The sequence below is a fragment of the Gilliamella sp. LMG 34359 genome (assembly GCF_984569085.1).
In genome coordinates this window covers 2,026,552-2,051,151 of the sequence record NZ_OZ474906.1, presented here as the reverse complement: position 1 = coordinate 2,051,151, position 24,600 = coordinate 2,026,552, and the positions used below count along the sequence as shown (strand labels likewise).

Below are 24,600 nucleotides of genomic sequence, written 5' to 3'. Positions count from 1 at the left end.
AAAGATAAGTCTAATGATAATAAGGAATTGATCATATGGTTTATTAGCTTTGTTACAAAGCGATTAACCGTATTATTTAAGTTATAGAGGATGGCACCATGAAAATAAGCCTTATCAATAATGGATTTGAAATAACCCAAAACGAAAAACAATTATTGGTACACACAACTGAAAACCCTGCAATATTTGTCGGTGTTGGCCAAGAAAAAATGGAAATTTATCGTGGCAATTTTGATATTCACGACTATATAGAAGAGCGTATTCCACTTCGTTTCGCGAAAATTACTGACAATATTGTTGAATTTTCATGTGGAAAGGATAGCCCCGTACAAATAACAATGAAAATAACACATCAAAATAATTTAGACGCCTTATTATCATTTGAAAGTCAAAACCAGCATTTAAATCGTTTTTGGATCCGACTATCCGCCACACAAAATGAGAGAGTATGGGGATGTGGTGAACAGATGTCATATTTGAATATGCGCGGACGCCATTTTCCACTCTGGACATCAGAGCCGGGTGTCGGGCGTGATAAAACCACTGAAATAACCTTCCTCTCAGATAAATATAATAAAGCAGGAGGAGACTATTATCATACCAATTACCCACAACCGACTTTTATTTCATCCAATCATTATGCATGTCATATTAATACCACCGCTTATGCTGATTTTGATTTTAGGAATAATGATTTTCATGAATTACAAATTTGGGAAATTCCACAATCAATTGAACTTTATAGTGCCCCAACCTACTTAGATATTGTCGAAAAATTGAGTTTACGCTTTGGTCGACAACCCAAATTACCAGAATGGGTTTATAACGGAATTATTTTAGGTTTAAAAGGCGGCGAAGAAAATACATTTTCCAGAATGGAAAATGCGATCAAAAAAGGCGTACCGGTTGCAGCAGTATGGAGTGAAGATTGGGTTGGTTTACGTATTACTTCGTTTGGTAAACGGTTATTTTGGGATTGGAAATGGAGTCGAAAACGTTATCCTAATTTAGAGCAAAAAATAAAAGAGTTAAAACAAAGAAATATTCGTTTTATGAGTTATCTCAATCCCTATTTATGTAATGATGGTGAATTATTTCCAATCGCCAAACAAAAAGGATATTTTGCATTAAATAAAGATGGTGATGTTGCTTTAGTTGATTTTGGTGAATTCTATTGTGGTGTGGTTGATTTTACCAATCCTAAAGCATGTGAATGGTATAAAGAAGAAATAATCAAAAAGAACTGCTTAGATCTCGATATTTCCGGATGGATGGCCGATTTTGGTGAATATCTACCGACGGACAATATCTATCTGGCAAATGGCGTTGAGGCCAAGCTAATGCATAATGCGTGGCCAACATTATGGGCAAAGGTCAATGCAGAAGCTATCGCTGAAGCGGGTAAAACCGATGATGTAACCTTTTTTATGCGAGCTGGTTATACCGGTGTGCAAAAATATTGTCCATTACTATGGGCTGGAGACCAATCTGTCGATTTTTCACGCCATGATGGATTAAATACGGTGATTTGTGCAGCGCTATCCTCGGGATTAATGGGTAATGCTTATCATCATAGTGATATAGGTGGTTATACAAGTTTATTTAACAATCGGCGTAGCAAAGAACTTTTTGAACGTTGGGCTGAGATGGCCGCATTCACACCTGTTATGCGAACTCACGAATGTAATAGACCTGATGAAAATTTCCAATTCGATCATGATCCTTCAACAATTGCCCATTTGGCAAAAATGACTAACATATATCGTCATTTAGTACCCTATGTTAAAGCATTAGCTGATGAAGCTAACGAAAAAGGTTATCCATTACAGCGTCCTTTGTTTGTCCATTTTGAGCAGGATATCAATACTTACGATATTCAAGATCAATATATGTACGGCAAGGATCTACTTGTTGCTCCCGTTCATCAGCAAGGGGTAACAGAGTGGAAAGTTTATTTACCTGCCGATGAAACATGGATTAATGTTTGGAGCAAACAGCAGGTACAAGGCGGTCAATTTATCACGGTCGCTGCTCCTATCGGTCAACCGCCGGTATTTTATCGCAAAACCAGCAAATGGAGTGACCTATTTGCAGAAATTGCTGATATCAAATAGTCAAAAACGCTATAGATAGTGATAACAAAGAGCGATAGTTAAAACTTATTCGCTCTTCAAACTAAAACTCATAATCAAAATTGTCAATTACTCAAAGATTAAATTAATTAACATCAGCGAACTAAGAAAACTTATTAAATAGAAATTGAACTTCTTGGTCTATATCTTCTTTGAGTAACACAATTTAGCTAACTATTATTAAGGTTTGCTCATGAAAAACAATAACGTAACCCATCTCAATATAGTATTTATTAAAAAGGGAGATATAGAAATAGGATTACTTCCTGAATTAGGCGGCACTATCGCATTTGCCAAATATAAAAATCTTGACTTTATGCGAGCATGGACTGGAGAACTTACGCCTAGACGAACTTGCTGTTATCCCCTTGTTCCATTTTCAAATCGAATTGCCAATGGTCAATTTTCGTTTGCGGGTAGATCCTATCAACTGGCGAAAAATTTTGCTGATCATCCTCACACAATTCATGGCATAGCATGGCAAAAACCTTGGGAAGTCATTGAACATTTGCAAGATAAAATTATTTTAGGTTATCAACATCGCCCCGATATTGACGGGATTGAAGGTTGGCCATTTTCATTTTCAGTTATGCAAACAGTAGAGATTTTTGAAAATAGCTTACTAGTCAAGATGGATATAACCAACAGTGACAGTTGTGATATACCAGTGGGATTTGGTTGGCATCCATTTTTTCCTCGACATGATGATGTATTATTGCAATTTGATGCAGAACAAGTGGTTATCAATAACGATAATATGTTACCTGAAAAAATCATCGATATACCTGATGATTGGAATTACCATAAACTGAAACAATTAGGTGAACCAAATCTGGATAATTGCTTCGTTAATTGGAACAGAAAAGCAATAATACAATGGCCGACTAAAAAATTATCGTTAACATTAACTGCTACAACACCATTAGCCTACTTAGTTGTCATGACCCCTTCTGCACCAATGAATACCTTTTTTGCTGTTGAACCGGTGAGCCATATTAATAACGCCATCAACAGTAATGCACCATTGCATAATGGAATCCAAGTGCTAGCAAGTAATCAAACCCTAACTGGTGAGATGCAAATGCAACTTGATGAAATAAATTGATTATTTAAATAGAACTTAAATCATAAAAAGTTAGTTCCCGCCAAAAACTTCGTTCCTTACTTTTTTAGGCAGATTATTTATTTAAATGATTGAACAAAAAGTATTAAAGAATGTTTTTTGGGGAACAATTATTGCAGTGATTATGTGCTTTTAGGTTATCAAATCATCTTTAACTAATATTGCTTGCCTGTGGTAAAATCATTACAATAAAAGCCAATTAACCACTATCTTTTTTACCGTATGATTACCTATACAGATGCGACCTTAGATGATTTACCATTTATCGTGGAGGTTTATAATTCGACTATTGCCAGTCGTCAGGTAACGGCAGATTTGCAGCCGGTTTCGATTGAAAGCCGTTTTGCATGGTTTGAACAGCATAATCCGCAGAAGCGTCCGCTTTGGTTAATCAAATATCATAATCAACCTTGTGGCTGGGTTAGTTTGTCATCTTTTTATGGTCGTCCAGCTTACGATAAAACAGTTGAGATAAGCCTATATATTCATCAAGATTTCCGGGGCAAAAAAATCGGTCAAACCACAGTGGCTAAGATAGAATCATTTGCTAAACAAGCTGGTATTGAAGCCATACTCAGCTATATTTTTGGACATAATATTGCTAGCTTAAATCTTTTCGAAAAAATGCATTATAAGCAATGGGCATTACTGCCAAAAGTTGCTGAACTTGATGGCGTTAAACGTGATTTGGTTATTTTAGGCAAACGTTTAGATTAACCCTTTTATCTATCTTAATTAGATATTTTTTTAAAAAGGATGACTCAATTCATGAGCAATCTAAAAAATCTCGAATATTTATTTCATCAAGCCAAAATTACTAGTATTTTAATCTTGCTTAATGTTGCCTGGTTTGTAATTTCACATCTCCTAGATTCACGAGCCTTTACGAACTATACAGAAATGGCCTTTCTTATTGACTGGGGCGCAGATGTTTCACTGCTCACCTTTTCCGGGGAGTATTGGCGCTTACTGACCAATATTTTTGTGCATGCAGGATTAACCCATCTAGCTATGAATATGCTGGCGCTATGGAGCGTGGGGATTATTTTAGAACGATTAATTCCGCCATTTGCTTTTATTGGGATCTACTTATTGTCAGGCCTGTTTGGTAGCTTAGCTAGTGATATTTCGACCCTGCATCATAGTGTTGTTAGCTGTGGGGCATCGGGCGCTATCTTGGGGATTATTACAGCATTACTTGCCTATTCACTGATTAATCGTACCGATCTGCAACAGATGCCCATCAAATCAATTGTAGTCAGTTTAATACTAACAGCGGGATTAGGTTTGCTGCCTTCTATCGACAATATGGCTCATATAGGTGGTGCAGTTAGCGGATTTATTTTGGGAGGATTAGTCACTATTTGTCTGAAAAAATTTCGCTACCAAAGTCAAATCTATACTAAGTTAATTTTGCTGTTATTTGCTATTTCATGTCTGCTGTTATATCTACTTTATCGATATTATCAAGGGATTGGTGGCTTTCATTATTAACCAATAAAGGCGCAAATTAACTTTGCGCCTTTTTAATTATCGAGGTTCAATTAATAACTACTTAAAACTCGGGCCGGATCGATTTTACACGCTCTGCGAGCGGGATAATAGCTAGCAAGCAAACTTAGTAACATTGCGGTAATAAACACAATAACCACATCGAATAGATGAATTTCAGATGGTAAAAAATCAACAAAATAGATATTGCTATTCAAGATTTTATGCCCCATCATCGATTCAACAACGCCCATTATATTTGAAAGTTGCCAAGCAACAATAACACCTAACACCACACCAATCACACTACCAATTAAACCAGATATCACACCATACCAGATAAAGATACGTTTTATAAGATTATTGGTAGCACCAAGGGTTTTAAGGATAGCAATATCACGCTGTTTATCTTTAACCGCAATAACCAACGTCGATACAATATTAAAACAAGCTACGCCAATCACTACAATCATAGCTAAATACATAATTTGTCGAATCATCTGGATGTCACGGTACATAAAACCAAAAGTATGTTCCCAACTGTTAAAATTGAGATTTTCTTCCAGAGTTAACGTGGCCTGAGCGATAATGTCACTAGCTTGATAGACGTTATCCACATTAATCATTAACCCAGTGACACTGTCATCGATATTTAGTAGTTTTTGTGAATCCGCTAAGGGTAGTAACGCGACATTATTACTTAACGTACCACTTAAATCTAAAATACCATGTACTTGTAAACGAACGCGACGAGGCGGTTTAAGTTGTTCTGGATTGTTGGAAACCGGAATCAATAGAGTAACCCACTGCCCTTCTTCGACGGCAAGTAATTTAGCCAACCCAGCCCCTAAAATGATCTGCTGACTATCAGCTTTAAAATCTTGCCATCTATTATTAAGTACATAATTTGGCAATGCGCTGATCTTGGTTTCTTGCTCAGGATCGAGCCCTTGCACTTCAACCGCACCAAGTTTGCTAGCGTTTTCAATTAAACCGGTAAAACTAACAAAAGGTACAGCGGATAAAATATGGTTATTCTCTTGGAGTTCGCTTTGAACATGCTGCCAATTATCCAAATTGCCTGTGTAAGAATAAATTTGCCCATGAGGCACCACCGATAAAACACGGTCGTTTAGCTCTCGTTCAAAACCATTCATCGCACTTAATCCTATGATCAGCGCAGCAATACCGATAGCGATACTTAGGGTTGAAATAATGGATATCAAGGAAACCATACCACTTTTACGGCGCCCTTTCCGGAATTTTATGGCGGTGATTAATGATAAATTCATAGTTAGTTGTCCATTTACCTTTAATTCGCCAAATTACGGTAGGATAACTGACCATCACTCATAATCAATTGTTGATCGAGTTTATTCGCTAAAGCGAGATCATGGGTTACCACTAAAAATGCCGTACCGTGCTCACGATTAAGTTTCACCAATAAATCAAAAATTGCATCCGCGGTTGATTTATCTAAATTACCCGTGGGTTCATCAGCCATAACTAGAGCTGGATTATTAATCAAAGCTCGGCCAATAGCGACGCGTTGCCGCTCACCGCCGGATAATTCAGCTGGACGATGGTTGGCACGTTTAACTAAATTCACTGACTCTAACATCACCATAGCACGTTTTTTAGCTTCACTTGGTGAAACACCACCAATTAATAACGGCATTGCTACATTTTCAAGGGCAGTAAAGTCAGGTAATAGATGGTGGAACTGATAAACGAAACCAATTTCTTGATTACGTAAGCGAGCTTTTTCTTGCTCTGATAAGCGATTAAGCTGTTGGGATTTGAACATAATTTCGCCGGAAGTCGGTTGGTCTAACCCACCTAACAGATGCAATAAGGTACTTTTACCCGAACCTGAACTACCAATGATCGCCAACAGAGATTTAGGATAAATATCAAACGATACATCTTTCAATACCTCAGTCACCATTTTACCTTCTTTATAGGTTTTACTTAGATTTTTAGCAGATAGAAGTGGCTGTGAATTATTCATAACGTAAAGCCTCGGCTGGTTGGATATTGGCTGCACGATATGCAGGATAAATAGTTGAAATTAACGATAACATAAGTAATCCGAAAATAATAAATACAATTTGTGAAGGATTAACCAAACTAGGTAATTCAATACCAGCAAAGGATAACCCAAGTACCGACATCAATTCATTGAGATATGAGGCAAGTAACAACCCTATGGCACTGCCTAGTAAGGTACCAATAACGCCAGAACTGGCACCTTGGATAATAAAAATCAACATAATTTTAAAACGTGATAAACCTTGCGTTTTTAAAATGGCTACTTCGCCTTGTTTTTCCATAACTAATAAGCTTAGTGAAGTGATAATATTAAAAGCGGCAACAATCACGATCAAACTAATCAATAATCCCATCACGTTTTTTTCCATCTTAATTGCTTGGAACAACTCACCACGTTTGGCGCGCCAATCGGTAAAGACCAAACCTTCAGGTAAAGGCGTGTTGGTAACTGATGAGATTTCAAGTGGATGCGTTAAAAATAGACGCCAGCCACTAATATTATTAGTTGGATAACGCAACAGATTTTTAGCATCAGTTTGATTGACATAGATTAACGCTTGATTGATATCCTGATTAACAGAAAACAATCCACTTACGGTAAACAGACGTTGTGAAGGAATACGCCCTACTGGAGTTATTTGACTGGCATCGGTCACCATCAAACGAATCTTATCACCAACTATTACGCCCAATTGATCGGCTAACGTGTAACCTAAAATCACATTATAACTACCGGCTTGCAAAGTATCGATCGAACCGGTGTACACATAATCCTCAATCGGATCGTGATCTGCGGCGGTGATCCCCATCAAGGTACTAACAGTAATACTGTGTTGACTTTGTAATACCACATCACTGGTAATAATCGGCGTTATTCGCTCTACACCGGGGATATTTTTAAATTGTGAAGAAGTAATTAGTGTAGAATCGATTTTACCTGTTTTCGAGGTAACTTGCGCTTGTGGAAAAAATTTTAAGATACTATTTTGCATCTGATCTTCCAGCCCATTCATTACCGACAACACCACGATTAAGCCGATGGAGCCTAACATGATCCCAATCATTGATAGCCATGATACAAAGCGACCAAAACCATCGGTTTTTTGCCCGTATACATAGCGAAAACCTATATAAAACACTAATGGACGAAATATTTTTGACATAATAGTAATAAGGTACCTGAAGTTTTAATCAAGTTTAACTCGTAGAATATAAGCTACTTATGATACAGGATTAAACAGTTATAGAAAACAGTCATATAATTACGTTATAATCGTGAGATAACTTTGTCGCAATTATCTATTACTCCAACATGCCTAAAACATATAATATTTCTGACATCATTCCTAAAAAATCAGGTGAAGTTAAACAAGTTGGCCAACTTGTTGGTTCTTCATTATCTCAATTTTGTGCGCAAACAATAGAAGCTCACGATGGTTTAGTGGTGATTGTTACCGATGATATGCAACAAACTACTCGGCTTCATGAAGAGTTAAAACAATTTTCTCGCTTTCCAACAATCTTCTTCCCCGATTGGGAAACACTGCCTTATGATAGTTTTTCGCCCCACCAAGATATTGTATCAGAACGGTTATCCTGCCTTTATCATTTGGGCCATTTAACTAAAGGCGCATTAATTCTACCAATTAATACACTTATGCAAAAAGTCTGTCCACAAAATTATTTAGGTGGACATGTCTTTATGATGAAAAAAGGTTTAGCCATAAGTCGTGAAAATCTACGTTTGCAACTTGAAAATGCCGGTTACCGTTCGGTCAGTCAAGTCATGGAACATGGCGAATATGCCACTCGCGGTGCGCTATTTGATATCTATCCTATGGGAAGTGACGCCCCTTACCGTATTGATTTTTTTGATGACGAAATTGACAGCATTCGTACCTTTGATGTCGAAACTCAGCGGACTCTTGATGAAATTAGCCAAATTCAACTACTACCCGCGCACGAATTTCCTTTTGATAAAACATCAATCGAACTATTTCGCAGTCAATGGCGAGAAAAGTTTGAAGTAAGATTAGATCCAGAAAGCATCTACCAACAAGTTAGTAAAAACATTTTACCAACCGGTATTGAGTATTGGCAGGCCTTATTTTTTAACGAACCTCTCACGCCGCTGTTTAGCTATTTTTTAGCCAATACGTTGATTATCAATACAACCAATATCGAATCGTTCGCCAATAAATATTGGCAGGATATTAGCCAACGTTATGAAAGTCGTAAAGTCGATCCGATGCGGCCACTGTTAGTGCCAACGGTTATTTGGTCAAAAACTGATGAAATTTTTGCTCATTTTAAACAATATCCACGCATTACGGTGTCGCATACTGAAATCAGTGATTCAAGCAAAAGTATTAACTTGCCGTTTAGTTTTCTACCTGAAATTGCCATACAGATTCAGCAGAAAGATCCTTATTCTCATTTTGAACAATTTATCCAAGATTTTGACGGTAAGATTATCTTTTCGGTCGAATCTGAAGGTCGTAAAGAGGCGTTGCAAGAAATTTTAGGTCGCATTCGAATACATCCAACCAGCATCACTCAACTTGACCAACTGTCAAACACGGATAATCGTTACTGTTTAATGATTGGTGCTAGTGAACAAGGTTTTATCGATCTGCAACAAAATTTCGCTTTTATTACGGAAAACGAATTGTTGGGTCGTCGGGTTATTCGACGTAAAAAAGAGAGTAAACAAGCGATCAATACCGATAGCTTAATTCGAAGTTTAGCTGAATTAACACCGGGTAAACCTGTGGTGCATTTGGAGCATGGTGTGGGGCGCTATGCCGGTTTAACCACATTAGAAACTGGCGGTATTACTGCTGAATATCTGATTTTACTCTATGCTAATGAGACTAAACTCTATGTACCCGTTTCATCACTTAATTTGATCAGCCGTTACTCAGGTGGAGATGAGGAAAATGCGCCACTCAATAAATTAGGTACCGATACATGGAGTAAAGCAAGACAAAAAGCCGCCGAAAAAGTACGTGATGTCGCCGCTGAATTGTTAGATATATACGCTGAACGTGAGAGTAAACCCGGCTTTGAATTCAAACAAGATCGTGAACAATACGAACTGTTTTGCCAAGCGTTTCCTTATCAAGAAACCGAAGATCAGCAAAATGCCATTGGTGCTGTTATTGGTGACATGTGTTCACCTTATGCAATGGACCGCCTAGTCTGCGGAGATGTCGGCTTTGGTAAAACCGAAGTAGCGATTCGTGCAGCATTTTTAGCGGTAATAAACCATAAGCAAGCAGCAGTTTTAGTTCCTACCACCTTACTTGCCCAACAACATTACGAAAGCTTTTGTGACAGATTTGCCAATTGGCCAATCCGTATCGAAAGTTTATCTCGCTTTAAAACAGCTAAACAGCAGCAAGCCATTATTCAAGAGCTTGCTGAAGGTAAAATCGACATTGTTATAGGTACCCATAAACTATTACAAGAAGATGTAAAATGGCAAGATTTAGGCTTATTGATTGTTGATGAAGAACATCGCTTTGGTGTTCGTCAAAAAGAACGAATTAAAGCAATGCGTGCCAATATCGATATCCTAACCTTGACCGCAACCCCTATTCCACGAACCTTAAATATGGCCATGAGTGGCATGCGTGATCTCTCAATTATAGCCACTCCGCCAGCTCGCCGTTTGGCTGTGAAAACCTTTGTTCGAGAATATGATAACCTAGTTATACGTGAAGCCATTTTGCGAGAAATTTTACGTGGAGGCCAAATTTATTACTTGCACAATGATGTGTCGGATATTGAAACAGTGGCAGAAAAGTTAACCGAACTGGTACCAGAAGCTCGGGTTGCGGTTGGTCATGGACAGATGCATGAGCGCGATCTCGAACGGGTTATGAATGACTTTCATCATCAACGATTTAACTTATTGGTGTGTACTACTATTGTCGAAACCGGAATCGACATTCCTAATGCCAATACTATCATTATTGAACGCGCAGATAAATTTGGTTTAGCCCAGTTACACCAATTGCGTGGACGGGTTGGACGTTCCTATCACCAAGCTTACGCTTATTTGTTAACGCCACATCCTAAATTACTTAGTAAAGATGCTAAAAAACGTCTTGATGCAATAGCCACGCTAGAAGATTTAGGGGCTGGCTTTGCTTTAGCCACTCATGACCTTGAAATTCGTGGTGCTGGTGAACTATTGGGCAGTGACCAAAGTGGACAAATTGAAACCATTGGCTTTAACCTTTATATCGAATTACTTGATGATGCGGTTAAATCCCTTAAAGAGGGCAAGGAACCGACTCTCGAATCACTACTCAATAATCAACAGACAGAAGTCGAATTACGCTTACCGACTTTAATCCCTGATGATTTTATTCCTGACGTTAATACTCGTTTATCACTCTATAAACGCATCGCCAGCATTGAAAGCCTAGATGAACTGACTGATATTCAAGTCGAAATGCGCGACCGATTTGGCAAATTGCCTGACCCTGTGTTGTTTTTATTAGAAACGACTAAAATTCGCTATAAAGCAAGTAGATTGGGTATTACCAAAATCGAATTGGGTGATAAAGGTGGCTTTATTGAATTTGGCGCTAATAACAAAATTTCAGTTGATTATTTAATTGAGATCATACAAAAATCGCCAAAAATTTATCGCTTAGAAGGGACTAATCGATTAAAATTAATTAAATCTGATTTACAACGCATTGATCGCATTGATTATATTAAGAATTTATTAGTTGATTTTGCTGATCATCTAGAAAAATAACCTGAAATATAACGAAACAGAAATTATAAACATGAAAAAGACGACTCCAATTATTGGTATTATTGCTGTACTAGGTATAAGTTACCTTGGTATAGCATGGCACACTGGGAATGTGATTGAAAAAGAAATTGATAACACAATAGCTCGAGTTACCGAGCAAATAAATAATTCGCAAAACGTGTTTAACGTACAAATCACCCATTCTAATGATAAGAAGCATATTTTTTCAACCCAAACGCATATCAATATAACCTTATTGCCTAAGGACGAAATGATCAATGATAAGCTCCCCTTGATTGACACTGATTTCACTATCTATCACGGTCCATTTCCGATAGCAGCCTTAAAGCAAGGTATTTTTTCACCACAAATGGCTTGGATTGAATATCCAATTGCCGACCCTAAATTTGACTTGGTTGAGGTTATTGGCACTCGACCATTAATAACGGGTAATATGAGTATAAGTTATAATGGTGATGTAACACTTAATTGGTTAACTAACGGATTTAAAGTTAAACAAAACAGAGAAACACATTTTCTATCTGATCTAGAAGCAGAATTAGGAGCTTCGACTTTAACATTCACTAGCAAAAGCGATCAATCAACACCGTCAATAAAATTGGATTTAGATAAATACCATCACCAATTTGCGAGCGAATATTTGACATTAAACAATCTTCATTTCACCCTTGCTGGTGAAAAGCAATCAAACCACGTTAATTTCGCTTTGACTTTTGATAAATTACGAACCAATCAAAAAAATAAATTTTTTAATAATATGTATGATTTTGATCAATCTGATCTCGACACTTTTATACTTGATAATTTAATCACTAAAGTTACGATTGATCCAGCCAATCAGGATGTTGATACGCAAATTAGTTTGGCTAATTTTACCTTAATTCCACAATCAAGTAATAGGCAACCAGCTATCCAATTAAAAGGTCTTTCAATCAAGCAAAAAGTTAATTTAAGTGATGCACGAGTTCTTAGTGGCTCATTTACCAGTAGTGTAAACTCAATTCATCATGGACAACAAAACTTAGGGAACGCCATGATAGATATTGATTATCAAGATTTAGATAAAGCAATATTTGGCGAGGAATTTGTCGATGTAGAAACTCATTATAATCAACCTATTGAAAGCAAAGTTAAGCTAAATAACTTCAGCTGGCACAATTTGAGTGGTGATATCAATATTAAAGGATCACTAGATATTACTAATCTTGATCAAATTTCTGAAGACGACAACCCTCTTGATAGCATTGATAATTTAACATTACATGTTAGTGCACCGTTAAACGTGCTTGTCCGGATTTTTGCCCAATATTGGGATCCTCTCCATCATGATCTCGTTGATGAGCAAGTTGAGTTATGGAAAGAAGAAACCCAAGAAATGTTAGAACATATGTTCGGTGATTCACCATTATTTAAGTTAAGTAGAGGTGAAGAACAAGGTTTATTTATGGATATTGAAATATCTAAAGATAGTAACGAAGCCAACATAAATGGACAAATGTATAACAAAAATGAGCTTTTGGATCTGTTTGAATAAAACAGGAATATAAATTGGCTCAGGTGATAACTTAATTGATTGGAATCGTATAGGTTGTAGAAAGAAACGGAAAGTAAGAGAGTGAAAATGAAGAAATCGAAATTAGCAGTGGGTGTTGTGGCAATATTAGGTTTAAGTTATGTTGGTATTGCATGGCACACAGGGAACGTAATTGAAAAGGAACTTGATAGCAGCTTAAAGACCATGTGCCAACAAATGAATAGTGCACAAGATCTATTTGAATTACAAATCACGCATGATAATGACGAAAAAGGGATTTTCTCAACAAAAACACATATAAAAATCTCTATCAACAATGACGAAGTGTCTGAGCCAATCATAATTTACGATGATGATATTATTATTCATCATGGCCCCTTCCCACTAGCAGCATTAAAAGATGGTAAGTTAACTCCACAACAAGTATGGGTTGAATATCAAAATAGTGAACAATTTAATCCGGCTTTGTGGCAGCGTGTTGGTAATCAACCGTTCATTAAAGGTCATGTAGGCTTATCTTATTTTGATAACCTAGACTTTAACTTATTAACTCAACCAATTTCATTGGCTGAAACTGACCAAGTTTATAAAATCTTACAAGGTAAACTTGATCTTGGTACAATTGATTATCGCTTTTCGGGAAACATCAAATTTGATAAACCATCAATGTCGATTAAAGTAAGCAAATTTGATTATCAAAGAAACGATGGCGACAGCTTATTGATCAGCAATTTAAAATCCGTTAATGATATTGATTACCCAAAAGCCTATATAGATACTCAAACTAGCTTTGATGATTTTAATTTAAATTTTAAAAGCAATATCAATACGCCGGAAATTACTATCAAAAATTTAACTTGGCACTACAAACTTGAAGCAAATAGTAAGGGACTAGATGGTTTGATTAATTTAAATGTTGACGCATTTAATTACGGCAACCAGGAAATGGGTAATGGTGCTTTAGATTTCAATTTTGAGGGAATTGATAAATCATTTTTACCCCATCGCTCGGCATTACAACCGTTAATAGCTAAAATTGATAATAACACCTCTCCTAATACCAAAATAGACTTTAAAAAAGTACATTGGCACAATAGTGAGGGAGATATTAATTTCAATGCACTAATAGATGTTTCAAATTTTAATCAAATAACCGCCTTAACCATGGGAAGTAATCTCAGTAAACTCAATAAATTTAATTTTAAGCTTGAAGCACCTTACAAGGTTTTAGGTCGTTTTATTGCTCAATTCGTAAACCCGGAAAATGAAAACATCTCGGATGAAGAGTTTAAAACAGCAGTTCAAAATGTTCAGGATATTATTGAAATGACACTATATAAATCACCTTTATTTATATTTAAAAAAGATGAAGTTGATGGACTATTCTCTGAAATGGAATTTTTAAAAGGCAGTGGACAATTTACCATAAATGGTAAAAAGATGAACTCGGATGAACTTCTGAATAATTTAGTACATTAATCTCTTTATTATAAAATCATCCCACCAATCCTCTGGTGGGATACCTATTTTACCACAACTTATTTCCTCATTAGATAAACATTCATTTTTTGTTTATAACTTATCTAAAATAAGACATCTTATTGAATATAATTGATAAAAAAATATACTATTTTCAATATTTAGATACATTTCAACTATATTTCTTACCAATTTACTAAATTGGTCTTAAAAAAATTATCCCTCTACTATAAATAATGATAAAACAGCTTAAGTGACAAACAATACCTTAAATCCAAGAAAAAACTACCATGAATGACAAAGGATCAAACCAATATCATTGCGTTAACCGATTGAGCAATTTCATTTTTTAAATATCGCTAATTAGTCACAAAAAGATCGCTTATCTCAGTAGTATCTATTACAATGTTGCATCTATTACAATTATGATTGTTAGAGCACAGTAACTAATCCATTTAAAAAAATGTCGTGCTAACAATATAAATAACTAGTATCACCGAAATAAAGCTATTTTAATAATTATTCTATCTATATAGAATTTTTGATTCTTTTACTTTAATAAAAATATACCTTTATGAATAAACATTCTTCTATTAGTAATGAAAATCAATTCAAACGTTCCATGAAAACGCGGCATTTAGTTATGCTATCTTTAGGTGGCGTAATTGGTACTGGTCTCTTTTTTAACACAGGTTATATTATTGCCACCGCGGGTGCGATAGGTGCTATTATTGCCTATTTAATTGGCGCATTAGTCGTTTATCTAGTTATGTTATGCTTGGGTGAACTGGCCGTGGCTATGCCTGAAACGGGTGCTTTCCATACCTATGCGTCACGATTTATTAACCCAGCTACTGGCTACACTGTTGCTTGGCTATATTGGTTAACTTGGACTGTAGCATTAGGATCAAGTTTTACCGCTGCCGGATTGTGTATGCAATACTGGTTCCCACAAGTTTCCGTCTGGCATTGGTGTTTAGTCTTTTGTATAGTGATTTTCTTATTAAATATCATTACCGCGCAGTTTTTTGCTGAAAGTGAGTTTTGGTTTTCGATCATCAAAGTCATTACTATACTGGTGTTTATTATTGCAGGTAGTGCTGCAATTTTTGGTATTATTCCGATGAAAAACGCCATGCCGGCACCGTTTCTTCACAATATTACCGAACATGGTTGGTTGCCGAATGGTATTACGCCAATTGTAATGACTATGGTATCGGTTAACTTTGCTTTTTCGGGCACTGAACTAATCGGTATTGCCGCTGGTGAAACACATCATCCGGAAAAAACCATTCCATTAGCGATTAAAACTACTATTTTAAGATTAATTATCTTTTTTGTTGGTACTATTTTTGTATTGGCTGCCCTACTACCGATGGAACAAGCTGGCGTTAGCAAAAGTCCATTTGTTGAAGTGTTTGAAAGTATTGGTATTCCTTATGCAGCAGATATTATGAATTTTGTTATTTTAACCGCCATCTTATCTGCCGCTAACTCAGGATTATACGCCTCTGGCCGGATGTTATGGTCACTATCCAATCAAGGTACTTTACCTAACTACTTTAGCAAATTAAATAAAAAAGGCATTCCAGTTAATGCTATTGCCGTTAGTATGTTTGGTGGATTATTAGCACTGATTTCCAGTGTCAAAGCACCTAATACGGTGTTTGTAGGCTTAACGGCGATTTCCGGCTTTGCAGTAGTTGCGGTTTGGTTAAGCATCTGTGCTTCTCATTACTTTTTCAGAAAACAACTATCACCATCTGAGATAAAAGAGCTTAAATATAAAGCACCATTTTACCCATTAGTACCCATTTTAGGCTTCCTACTTTGCTTAGTAGCTTGTATTGGTTTAGCATTCGATCCAGAACAACGCATTGCCCTTTATTGCGGGATTCCATTTGTGGTGATCTGCTATATCGCCTATTATGCAACCCGAGCCTATCAACAACGAGAAAATCGCTGATGTCTAATCCAATAACTCAATTATTAAAGCAAAACAAATATATAATCATTGACGGCGCTCTGGCTAGTGAGCTACAGCGTCGTGGTTGTGACCTTAATGACAGCTTATGGTCAGCCAAAGTATTAATAGAACAACCCGAACTGATCCGCCAGGTTCATTATGATTATTTTAATGCTGGCGCGGATTGTGCAATCACTGCCAGCTATCAAGCTACGCCGTTAGGGTTTGCGCAAAAAGGTATCGCACAGGACGAGTCAATAAAACTCATAAAAAAAAGTGTCGAGCTCGCCCAGCAAGCTAAACAAGACTATTTAGAACAAATCGACAGTAATAAACCACTAATTATTGCTGGTTCAATTGGCCCATATGGTGCTTATTTGGCGGATGGCTCTGAATACACCGGCAACTATCAATTGAGTGAAGATGAATTTATCGAGTTCCATCAAATTCGCCTTGAGGCACTTATAGATGCAAAAGTTGATATCCTAGCTTGTGAAACCCTACCTAACTTTGTTGAAATAAAAGCGTTAACTAAATTGTTAAAACAATTTCCAACGATGACAGCTTGGTTTTCGTTCACTCTAAAAGATGCTAATCACCTTAGCGATGGTACGCCACTTATTGAGGTAATTGATTATTTGAATCAGATTGATCAAGTTGTTAGCATCGGCGTTAATTGCATAGCCTTAGAAAAAGTCACCCTCGCTTTAACCGAACTACAGAAGTTAACCTCTAAACCATTAATCGTTTACCCCAATTCGGGCGAACAGTATGACCCAACCACCAAACAATGGCACCAAGATCATCAACATAATTGTACCTTTGATAATCAATTGCCAGTTTGGATAAAGTTAGGGGCAAAATTGATTGGTGGCTGCTGCCAAACTACACCAAATGATATTGCACAAATTGCTCACTATTTAAAAACTATTAATTAAACATAGTCGACAGTTTAAATTTATAGCTATAGACAAATAAATCAGCACCGTTACTTAAATCAATGAGATAAATAACGGTGCTTTTTCATAACATTTATAATCTTAAAAACCTCTTTCCTCAATTTTTTTACTGCCAAAAGGACTTGCTAAAATTTCCATTTAATAAAATAGGCATCTGCCCTATCATGCCTCCGGACGACAATAACAAGTTTTATTTAATTTTAGCTTTATTAGTCTAGTTAGCTCTTTATTCGATATTAGCATGACGACTTTTCATTAATTCAGGCGTCTGTTGCAATTCGGTCATTAGGCTGTAAATAATGCTGTCATAAATGAGTAATGATAGTTGTTCAAAAGTACCGCCCATCGGTTGATTTAGTTCAAACACTTTTATCGGAATAGCCACAATATTATCAGCTAATTTGGCTAAGCTAGAGTTGCTATGAGTGGTAAATAATATTATTTTTACACCGAGCGCTTTTGCTTGATGGGCATAAGCAATTAAGCTTTGAGTTTCACCTGAATTCGATCCTAAAATTAATAAATCACCTAAATTTGCTTTCGGCTTACTAATTTCAGTTATCAAGCTAACATTCAACCCCAAATGCATTAATCGATTAGCAAATGCACTAATCATCAACCCTGAGCGCCCTGTTCCTGCTAAAAAAATATGTTTTGCAGTCATAATGGCTTTTTTAAATTGGTTGATTTGTTCCTCATTGATAGAGCTTACTTGTGCTGATATTTCAGTCAATATTTTTGATAATACCTCTTTAGTATCCATTATGATGTTCCTATTTGATTGCTGCTTTTAGACTTTGGATATTGCTTTCAAGCGCATTGTTGTTAAAGATAAAGCCACCCGATACGATACTATTGGCGCCAGCGGTAACACATAAAGATATGTTTTGATCAGTAATATTGCCATCAACTTGAATATCATAATGATAATTACCAGTTAGTTTGGCACTTTTTAAGTGTTCTATCTTTTGTAGCGTAAAAGGTAAAAAACTTTCATTTTTTTGGCCTGGATTGACGGTCATGACTAAAACCAGATCCACCTGAGATAATAACAGTTTTAGATTTTCAACTGGTGTACACGGATTGATGGCGATACCGACTTTAATATTACTATTTTTGATTTTATTAATAATATAGGAATGATGAGCTGTTGCTTCATAATGAAAGGTAATAATATCAGCTTTAGCATCGATAAAATCAGCTACGGCTAACTCAGGTCTTTCAACCATTAGATGACAATCTAAAATAAAATCGGTATGTGTTTTTAGATTTTTAACAAAGCTGGCATTAAAACCTAGATTGGGTACATAATGATTATCCATTACATCAATATGTAGTTGACGAATACCTAACGTTTGCAGCTTTTCAAGAGTTTCTTTAATCTGATAGAGATCAGAATTGAATAGCGATGGAGAGAGTATCATGATTATCCCCCTTGATTAACAACCCATCAGCATAAAATTAACATTGCGTTTTCTTTCACGTAGTGCGTCCCAATCGACAAAATAAATTCGTCCTAACTGCCCTAACAATGGCTGACCATCTTTGATGATTAGTACGATTGAAAAATGGCCAAACAGTGATGATTTGATATGAGCATCGGTATTTAACATGACCCACTTTTCTGCGGGATAATTAGGGTCACTAAGACTTAAACCAAATTCCACATGTTTTGGACCGGGAGAGTTATACTGATTTTCGCTGGTCATCCGTGGAGCAATTTTTTCTAATGTGTTGTTGATATCCACTTGCAGAAATTCATCACCAAAAAAGTTGGTATCGTGCATACATTCTTCAAAAAATAACGAGCAAGTAGTATGAGTAGTGGCGATAGTTAATTGACCATTCTGAATATTAGACTGTTTAACAAATTGTCTTAATTGATCGGTAATGTCATGATAAGAGTGCCTGCCAGCCACGGTGTTAATTTCGATAGCATGATGCATAATGTTCATATCGCTTTATTCCTTATTACTACCTCATTTACGCTATCGTGAAATACATTAAGGTAAATGAGGCAATTTTATAAATAATTAATGATGTTTTTTAACTAGAGGGCTAAACGTTTTTTCAATTCAGCAAAAAATTCATTTAAACCCACACCAGTAAGTAATGGTAATCCATTGATCACTTTAGCTTTAATTGAGTCTGGTACAATAGTGGTACTAACCACTACGTCATAAGAGTCAATTTTGTTAAGCTCATCAGCAATCTTAGATTGATAAATTTTTACCTGATCTGTTAATTTTTCATCACTAAGCCATTTATTCACTTTGCTTACTGCGATAGTTGAAGTTGCATGCCCTGCGCCACACATGATAAGTAAATTTTTCATATGATTATGTCCTTTTAATACATTTCAATTTTTTTGATTTTGTTGATATAGATAAGCAAGCAAAGAATGACCAGCGCCAAACCAATTAAACCAATAAAACCAAGGTGAGTTAATAACAGTACAAATAAGGTTACCGGCCATAATCCACATAGGATTACGGTAACAATCCCAGCAGTACCCACATCGTAATTAGCCAAATGGAATACATCAGTAATAACTGGAGCAAGCCACGTTGACATATATAAGCAGACGACCAAATAGATGGTGCCACCTAAAATTGAACGGATAATATTCCCTTTGAAAAATGGTACCATTAAGCAGATGCCAAAGGCATAGAATGCTAAATCACCAAAAGGTAGCACTTTGTTGCCCGGTAAAATTAAGGCTAATAATAGTGATACTGGCACCATAATAAGTGCAGTTGCCATTACCGCAGGATGACCAACGGTTAACGCCGCATCCATACCGATGTTAACTTGTTTACCATTGAGTTTTTTACTGGTAAATTCACGTGCAGCATCAGCAACTGGCAGTAAACCTTCCATGAACATTGCGACCATTTTTGGCATAATTTTCATGATTGCCGCAGTTGAAATCGCTAATTTACCAATTTGTGGAACATCGTAATTGGCTAAGATACCAACGACAATACCGATGATTAAACCAATTACCACGGTATCGCCGAAAATCCCAAATCGTTTGGTTAAGGTTTCTGAATCGGCATTTAATTTATTTAAACCAGGAATACGATCAAATAGCCAATTTAACGGTATGGCGACAATTGCTCCTGATAACGCCATAAGGTGAGTAACAGCAATACCCGGATATCCAAAGAATGAACTAATTGGTTTTTGTAATAGATCGGCTAAAAACCACTGCAACATTACCGCAGTGATACAACCAATAATACCCACCCAATATTCACCTGTTACTGAATATGCTACTAAACCGAGGAAGATAGCAAACCAGAAGTTCCAGATATCGACATTTAAGGTTCGAGTCCAACCAAGTGAGATAAATAAAAAGTTGATAATTAATGAAACAGGAATCAGTAATAAACCTAAGGTAGTAGAGAATGCTAATGGCCCTCCTACTCCACAACCAATATCCATGATACTTAATGACATTCCGTATTGTTCACCCATTTTTTGGATGGCAACACCTAACGTATCAGATAATAAACCAATAACTAAACCGAGACCGACAATACCGATACCGACGGTAATACCTGACATCATCGCTTTGGAAACGCTAACTCGAAAAAACAGAGCGATAATAAAAATGATGATAGGTAAAAACACTACCCCACCTAAATTTATTAGCCATTGAAAAATATTAATAACACTATCCATTTGTAACTCCTTGATAAAAATAATCTAGCCTATTTAACGCCTGCGCTATTTAAAATAGAGATAAATTGGTTAATTGATTGACACTGTTCTAATAATTTTATTTGCTCCTCATTTTGAAATAAGCCGATTAAATTTTGTAAATTCTCAACTTGTTCATGAGGCTCTTTCATTGCTAACATGAAAATGAATTTGACCGGTATCTGTTCTTTATCATCAGTCATACCTGAAAAAATGACGGGATTCTTTAACGAGGCAAAGCAAATTTGTGATTGATTCACTTTGGTGGAATCGGTGTGTGGAATTGCAAAACCAATTGAATTAATTAATAAACCGGTTGGATATTGTTGTTCCCTTGTTAAAATCCCGGTTAAATAATCTTGTTTAACAATGCCATGTGACAATAACATTTGTGCCATTGTGGTTAAGATCTCTTCTTTGGTTTTTGCCTCAATGTTAAATAGGCATAAATGTTGATCAAAGTACATTCTTGATTCCTCTTTGATTATCCAAAAATTGTTTAAGTTGTTTGAAATTGGTAAGATTTTTTAAGGATGAAATTGCTTGTTTATTCGAAACAATTTCATAAATTTCGGTAAAAACGTCATTAATGCTATTGATATTGTTTTCGGAAAGGCTAACCATAATAATAATGCTGACATCAATCACGCCCCATTTTATTGGTCGTTTTAAGGTCATAATTGAAATACTCGATTTAATAACAAACATTGGTGAGCCATGCGGTAGAGCGATACCGTTTTCGATTGAAGTATCACCGATTTCTTCTCGATATAAAACTGAGTCACGGTAGTTTTTAGTGACTAGACCTTTATCTTCTAACTTACTTATCAGCAAATTAAGGCAGTCACTTTTATGCTGAATATCAACATTTAATTTAATGAGATCGGCATTAATAAATTTGGCAGTTGATGGGTAATAATTACCTTTATCTGAAAAATCGGATTGTTTATTTAGCACATAGTTTGCATAAGCTTGAATAATATTTTGATAATCTTGTTTATTTAATAGTGACGATATTTTGACAATCGGTTTATTGATATTGTTAATATTTAGGGTAGTGATAATCAAATCAACATTATTTAGCATTGTCGGATTTAATTTCGCAAGAGAATACACTTCGATATTGTCTTTAGATGGTAAAAGTTTGCGGACTTTATTTAAGACTAAATTTGATGATGAACATCCATATTGGCAAATAATAACAATGTTATTGGCGTTAGCGGCTTTATCTAAGGCTATTTGGAAATGAATCAATAAAAATGAGATTTCATGATCATTTAAATGAATATCAAATTTACGTTCTAAGTCTGAAAGTGCATACCATAACACACTAAATAACTTTGAATATTCTTGTTTTATTTCATCCAAGAGTGGATTAATAATACGAATCTGCTTTTGTAACCGAGTTATCATTGCAGGAAAGTGCGACAATAATGAGTGAAACAACTTGCTATCAGCCGACAAATCGACACTCTCAATATCACCTATTTTTTTGATGATCCTACGAATAATTTCCTCATAAAAACTATCATCAACAATGGCGTTTTCATCAATAATTCGATGAGCAAAAAATAATTTGCTCAGATATTTAATATCATTGGTCGAAAACCCTACTTGAAAATTGGCTTCTAATGTTTTAGCTAATTCCGAGGCAATCAAATAGGATTGCATATATCGGATATGATTAAATAAAAAATCATCTTCTTCAGGAATTGAAAAGCCTAAACGCAATCTTTTAAGTTGTATGGCAATAGAAATCAGTAAAGAAGATAAATAATGTTCAGAAGATTGAGCAACTACCGATTCAAATCGGTCTAATAATAATTGAGTTATTTGTTCATATGAGTCATCGCCAATAAAAGATTTCATTAATTGCTTTAAATAATGATCATCTTGTTTGTGAATATACAAAGATAAAAAGTGTTTAATCGCGCGTTGAATTTGGTTTTCATTACCGTCAATATAAATTCCCTTATGAGTAACATTTAACAGGATATTTTCTTGTTCAAGAGTACGATTAATAAATTCGATATCTTTGTGTAACGATGTTTTACTGACTAAATAGTCATCGGATAACTGTTCAAGTGATAATGTTTCGCTTTTAAGCAAACAGCGTTTGATGATATCTAAGCGACGGTATTCAGGACTTAACCGTCGTGATTTTTTATTGAAATAACTATGACTATTTTGCTGTTCTAAATAGCTAATAATCGGTGCAATATCGTTTTTTTCACCTATTAGCATCACTCCTTTACGAGGTAACTTTTCAATTTGAATATCCGTATTCGGGACAGTAGTTAGCTGCTCATTTAATTTTGCAATATCGTCATAGACAGTTTTAGTTGAAATTGATAATTTTGAACTAAAAAAAACAGCTGGTTTAAATTCCGATTGGCTAAAAAGCAGTTTAAGTAATTTGATCTGTCTTTCCATTACTCAACTCCTTGTAGATCTGTTGTTGCAATAAATTCATAACTTAATGATTAAAAGTATAAATAGTTAAATAAATAAGACGATTACATTTTTTTCCAGATTAATCTGGAAAAAAATGTGACCTTTTCTTGGTAGAAATCAAACAAAACATAGTGATAGGTTTTTAAACTAAACAACCAATGGTAGAAAAAACATGAGAAAAGTATTAATTTATCCAGTGCATTAGCTAAAGCTAACCAATTCACTTTGAGTAATTTTGCAGTCAGAATTTTGTCAAATAGCAATCCTAAACTACCCGGCTAATATGGATTCTACTTATGAATATTTTTATTATATTGATAAAAAACGTCTAATAAATATAAGGTACTGTTTTATAACGACTAAAACTAAATCAAACTTGAATACACTAACATTGAATTTATCAACTTCGGTGTATAGTTTTTTAGTGAAAATTTGTATTAACATTTTTGAATTATATGAGGAAATAAACGTTCCTTAACCAAATCATCTCAATTATACCTATTAAAATTGAAAAATGTTTTTAGTCACTTTAATAAAATATTACTTTTTAAAAGATAACCATATCAGGGAAGAAAAATGATTATTTTCTGCATATATTTAAGAGTTATAATTCAAAATATAAAAAATAGTATCGGTATCAGGCCGATGTTTGCTGATGTCGGTTCTTCAATTTTCAAAACAGTCACCGCCTCTTTGCTGTTAGTGATATTACCGACAGTGATATCATATCTGTCTTTAACGATGAAATTTTCTGATTAGTTGCAAGCGTTTATAAATAATTGATACTTTGATTTGATTTAGAGGCTTAGTTTTATAAAAAAATTGAGGGGTCTATATCGGGTTATTGATAATTGATTATTAGTAAACCGTTTTTCATTAAGGTGAAAATGGATAAAAACGTTAATTTGAA

At 35.4% G+C, this 24,600-nt stretch carries 19 protein-coding genes; 9 read left to right on the top strand and 10 right to left on the bottom strand.

Features of this window, described 5'->3' with window-relative positions; translation table 11 throughout:
- Positions 1-98: 98 nt before the first annotated feature.
- The 4 genes from AC5LXV_RS09540 to AC5LXV_RS09525 all read left to right on the top strand — a co-directional run bounded on the left by AC5LXV_RS09540 (position 99) and on the right by AC5LXV_RS09525 (position 4,749).
- The gene (locus tag AC5LXV_RS09540) at positions 99-2,114 is read left to right on the top strand and encodes an alpha-glucosidase (protein ID WP_493466270.1); all 2,016 of its coding nucleotides are present in this window, start codon (positions 99-101) and stop codon (positions 2,112-2,114) included.
- Between the two features lie 211 nt (positions 2,115-2,325).
- The gene (locus AC5LXV_RS09535) at positions 2,326-3,237 is read left to right on the top strand and encodes an aldose 1-epimerase (protein ID WP_493466269.1); all 912 of its coding nucleotides are present in this window, start codon (positions 2,326-2,328) and stop codon (positions 3,235-3,237) included.
- 240 nt (positions 3,238-3,477) lie between these two features.
- Positions 3,478-3,972: a GNAT family N-acetyltransferase gene (locus tag AC5LXV_RS09530; RefSeq protein ID WP_493466268.1), complete on the top strand. Its 495-nt coding sequence runs from the start codon at positions 3,478-3,480 to the stop codon at positions 3,970-3,972.
- A gap of 183 nt (positions 3,973-4,155) precedes the next feature.
- Positions 4,156-4,749, top strand: a complete 594-nt coding sequence (locus AC5LXV_RS09525) for a rhomboid family intramembrane serine protease (protein ID WP_493466267.1) — start codon at positions 4,156-4,158, stop codon at positions 4,747-4,749.
- A gap of 50 nt (positions 4,750-4,799) precedes the next feature.
- Here the strand turns inward: AC5LXV_RS09525 and lolE are convergent, their stop codons facing one another.
- Genes lolE through lolC form a run of 3 tightly spaced genes read right to left on the bottom strand, consistent with a single transcriptional unit; the run spans position 4,800 to position 7,952 of the window.
- Positions 4,800-6,038, bottom strand: coding sequence for a lipoprotein-releasing ABC transporter permease subunit LolE (lolE, locus tag AC5LXV_RS09520; protein WP_110433609.1), 1,239 nt, complete (start codon positions 6,036-6,038; stop codon positions 4,800-4,802).
- A 20-nt stretch (positions 6,039-6,058) separates the two neighbouring features.
- Positions 6,059-6,757: a lipoprotein-releasing ABC transporter ATP-binding protein LolD gene (gene lolD / locus AC5LXV_RS09515; RefSeq protein WP_493452080.1), complete on the bottom strand. Its 699-nt coding sequence runs from the start codon at positions 6,755-6,757 to the stop codon at positions 6,059-6,061.
- On the bottom strand, positions 6,750-7,952 hold the full coding sequence (lolC, locus tag AC5LXV_RS09510; RefSeq protein WP_493467987.1) for a lipoprotein-releasing ABC transporter permease subunit LolC: 1,203 nt from the start codon (positions 7,950-7,952) through the stop codon (positions 6,750-6,752). Before lolC ends, lolD begins: the two co-directional genes overlap by 8 nt.
- A gap of 158 nt (positions 7,953-8,110) precedes the next feature.
- On the opposite strand from lolC, the gene mfd reads away from it, so the two are divergent.
- From mfd to mmuM, 5 genes are all read left to right on the top strand, one after another.
- The gene (gene mfd, locus AC5LXV_RS09505) at positions 8,111-11,572 is read left to right on the top strand and encodes a transcription-repair coupling factor (RefSeq protein WP_493466266.1); all 3,462 of its coding nucleotides are present in this window, start codon (positions 8,111-8,113) and stop codon (positions 11,570-11,572) included.
- 31 nt (positions 11,573-11,603) lie between these two features.
- Entirely contained in the window at positions 11,604-13,127 is a 1,524-nt protein-coding gene (locus tag AC5LXV_RS09500; RefSeq protein WP_493466265.1) for a DUF945 family protein, read from the top strand.
- Positions 13,128-13,214: 87 nt separating this feature from the next.
- Positions 13,215-14,606 carry a DUF945 family protein gene (locus AC5LXV_RS09495; protein WP_493466264.1) on the top strand — a complete coding sequence of 464 codons (1,392 nt, stop codon included), beginning with the start codon at positions 13,215-13,217 and terminating at the stop codon, positions 14,604-14,606.
- A gap of 574 nt (positions 14,607-15,180) precedes the next feature.
- Entirely contained in the window at positions 15,181-16,572 is a 1,392-nt protein-coding gene (gene mmuP / locus AC5LXV_RS09490) for an S-methylmethionine permease (protein ID WP_110433614.1), read from the top strand.
- Positions 16,572-17,510: a homocysteine S-methyltransferase gene (gene mmuM, locus AC5LXV_RS09485; RefSeq protein ID WP_493466263.1), complete on the top strand. Its 939-nt coding sequence runs from the start codon at positions 16,572-16,574 to the stop codon at positions 17,508-17,510. The genes mmuP and mmuM overlap by 1 nt, the downstream gene beginning before the upstream one ends.
- A gap of 247 nt (positions 17,511-17,757) precedes the next feature.
- Here mmuM and hxlB read toward each other — a convergent pair whose 3' ends face one another.
- From hxlB to AC5LXV_RS09450, 7 genes are all read right to left on the bottom strand, one after another.
- On the bottom strand, positions 17,758-18,294 hold the full coding sequence (hxlB, locus tag AC5LXV_RS09480; RefSeq protein WP_493466262.1) for a 6-phospho-3-hexuloisomerase: 537 nt from the start codon (positions 18,292-18,294) through the stop codon (positions 17,758-17,760).
- 10 nt (positions 18,295-18,304) lie between these two features.
- Positions 18,305-18,955: a ribulose-phosphate 3-epimerase gene (locus tag AC5LXV_RS09475; RefSeq protein ID WP_493466261.1), complete on the bottom strand. Its 651-nt coding sequence runs from the start codon at positions 18,953-18,955 to the stop codon at positions 18,305-18,307.
- Between the two features lie 15 nt (positions 18,956-18,970).
- Positions 18,971-19,486, bottom strand: a complete 516-nt coding sequence (locus AC5LXV_RS09470; RefSeq protein ID WP_110433618.1) for a YjbQ family protein — start codon at positions 19,484-19,486, stop codon at positions 18,971-18,973.
- A 95-nt stretch (positions 19,487-19,581) separates the two neighbouring features.
- Positions 19,582-19,866 carry a PTS sugar transporter subunit IIB gene (locus AC5LXV_RS09465; protein ID WP_034883652.1) on the bottom strand — a complete coding sequence of 95 codons (285 nt, stop codon included), beginning with the start codon at positions 19,864-19,866 and terminating at the stop codon, positions 19,582-19,584.
- A 14-nt stretch (positions 19,867-19,880) separates the two neighbouring features.
- The gene (locus AC5LXV_RS09460) at positions 19,881-21,218 is read right to left on the bottom strand and encodes a PTS galactitol transporter subunit IIC (RefSeq protein WP_493466260.1); all 1,338 of its coding nucleotides are present in this window, start codon (positions 21,216-21,218) and stop codon (positions 19,881-19,883) included.
- 29 nt (positions 21,219-21,247) lie between these two features.
- Positions 21,248-21,703, bottom strand: coding sequence for a PTS sugar transporter subunit IIA (locus tag AC5LXV_RS09455; RefSeq protein ID WP_110433620.1), 456 nt, complete (start codon positions 21,701-21,703; stop codon positions 21,248-21,250).
- Positions 21,693-23,669, bottom strand: coding sequence for a BglG family transcription antiterminator (locus AC5LXV_RS09450; protein ID WP_493444638.1), 1,977 nt, complete (start codon positions 23,667-23,669; stop codon positions 21,693-21,695). Before AC5LXV_RS09450 ends, AC5LXV_RS09455 begins: the two co-directional genes overlap by 11 nt.
- Between the last annotated feature and the right edge of the window lie 931 nt (positions 23,670-24,600).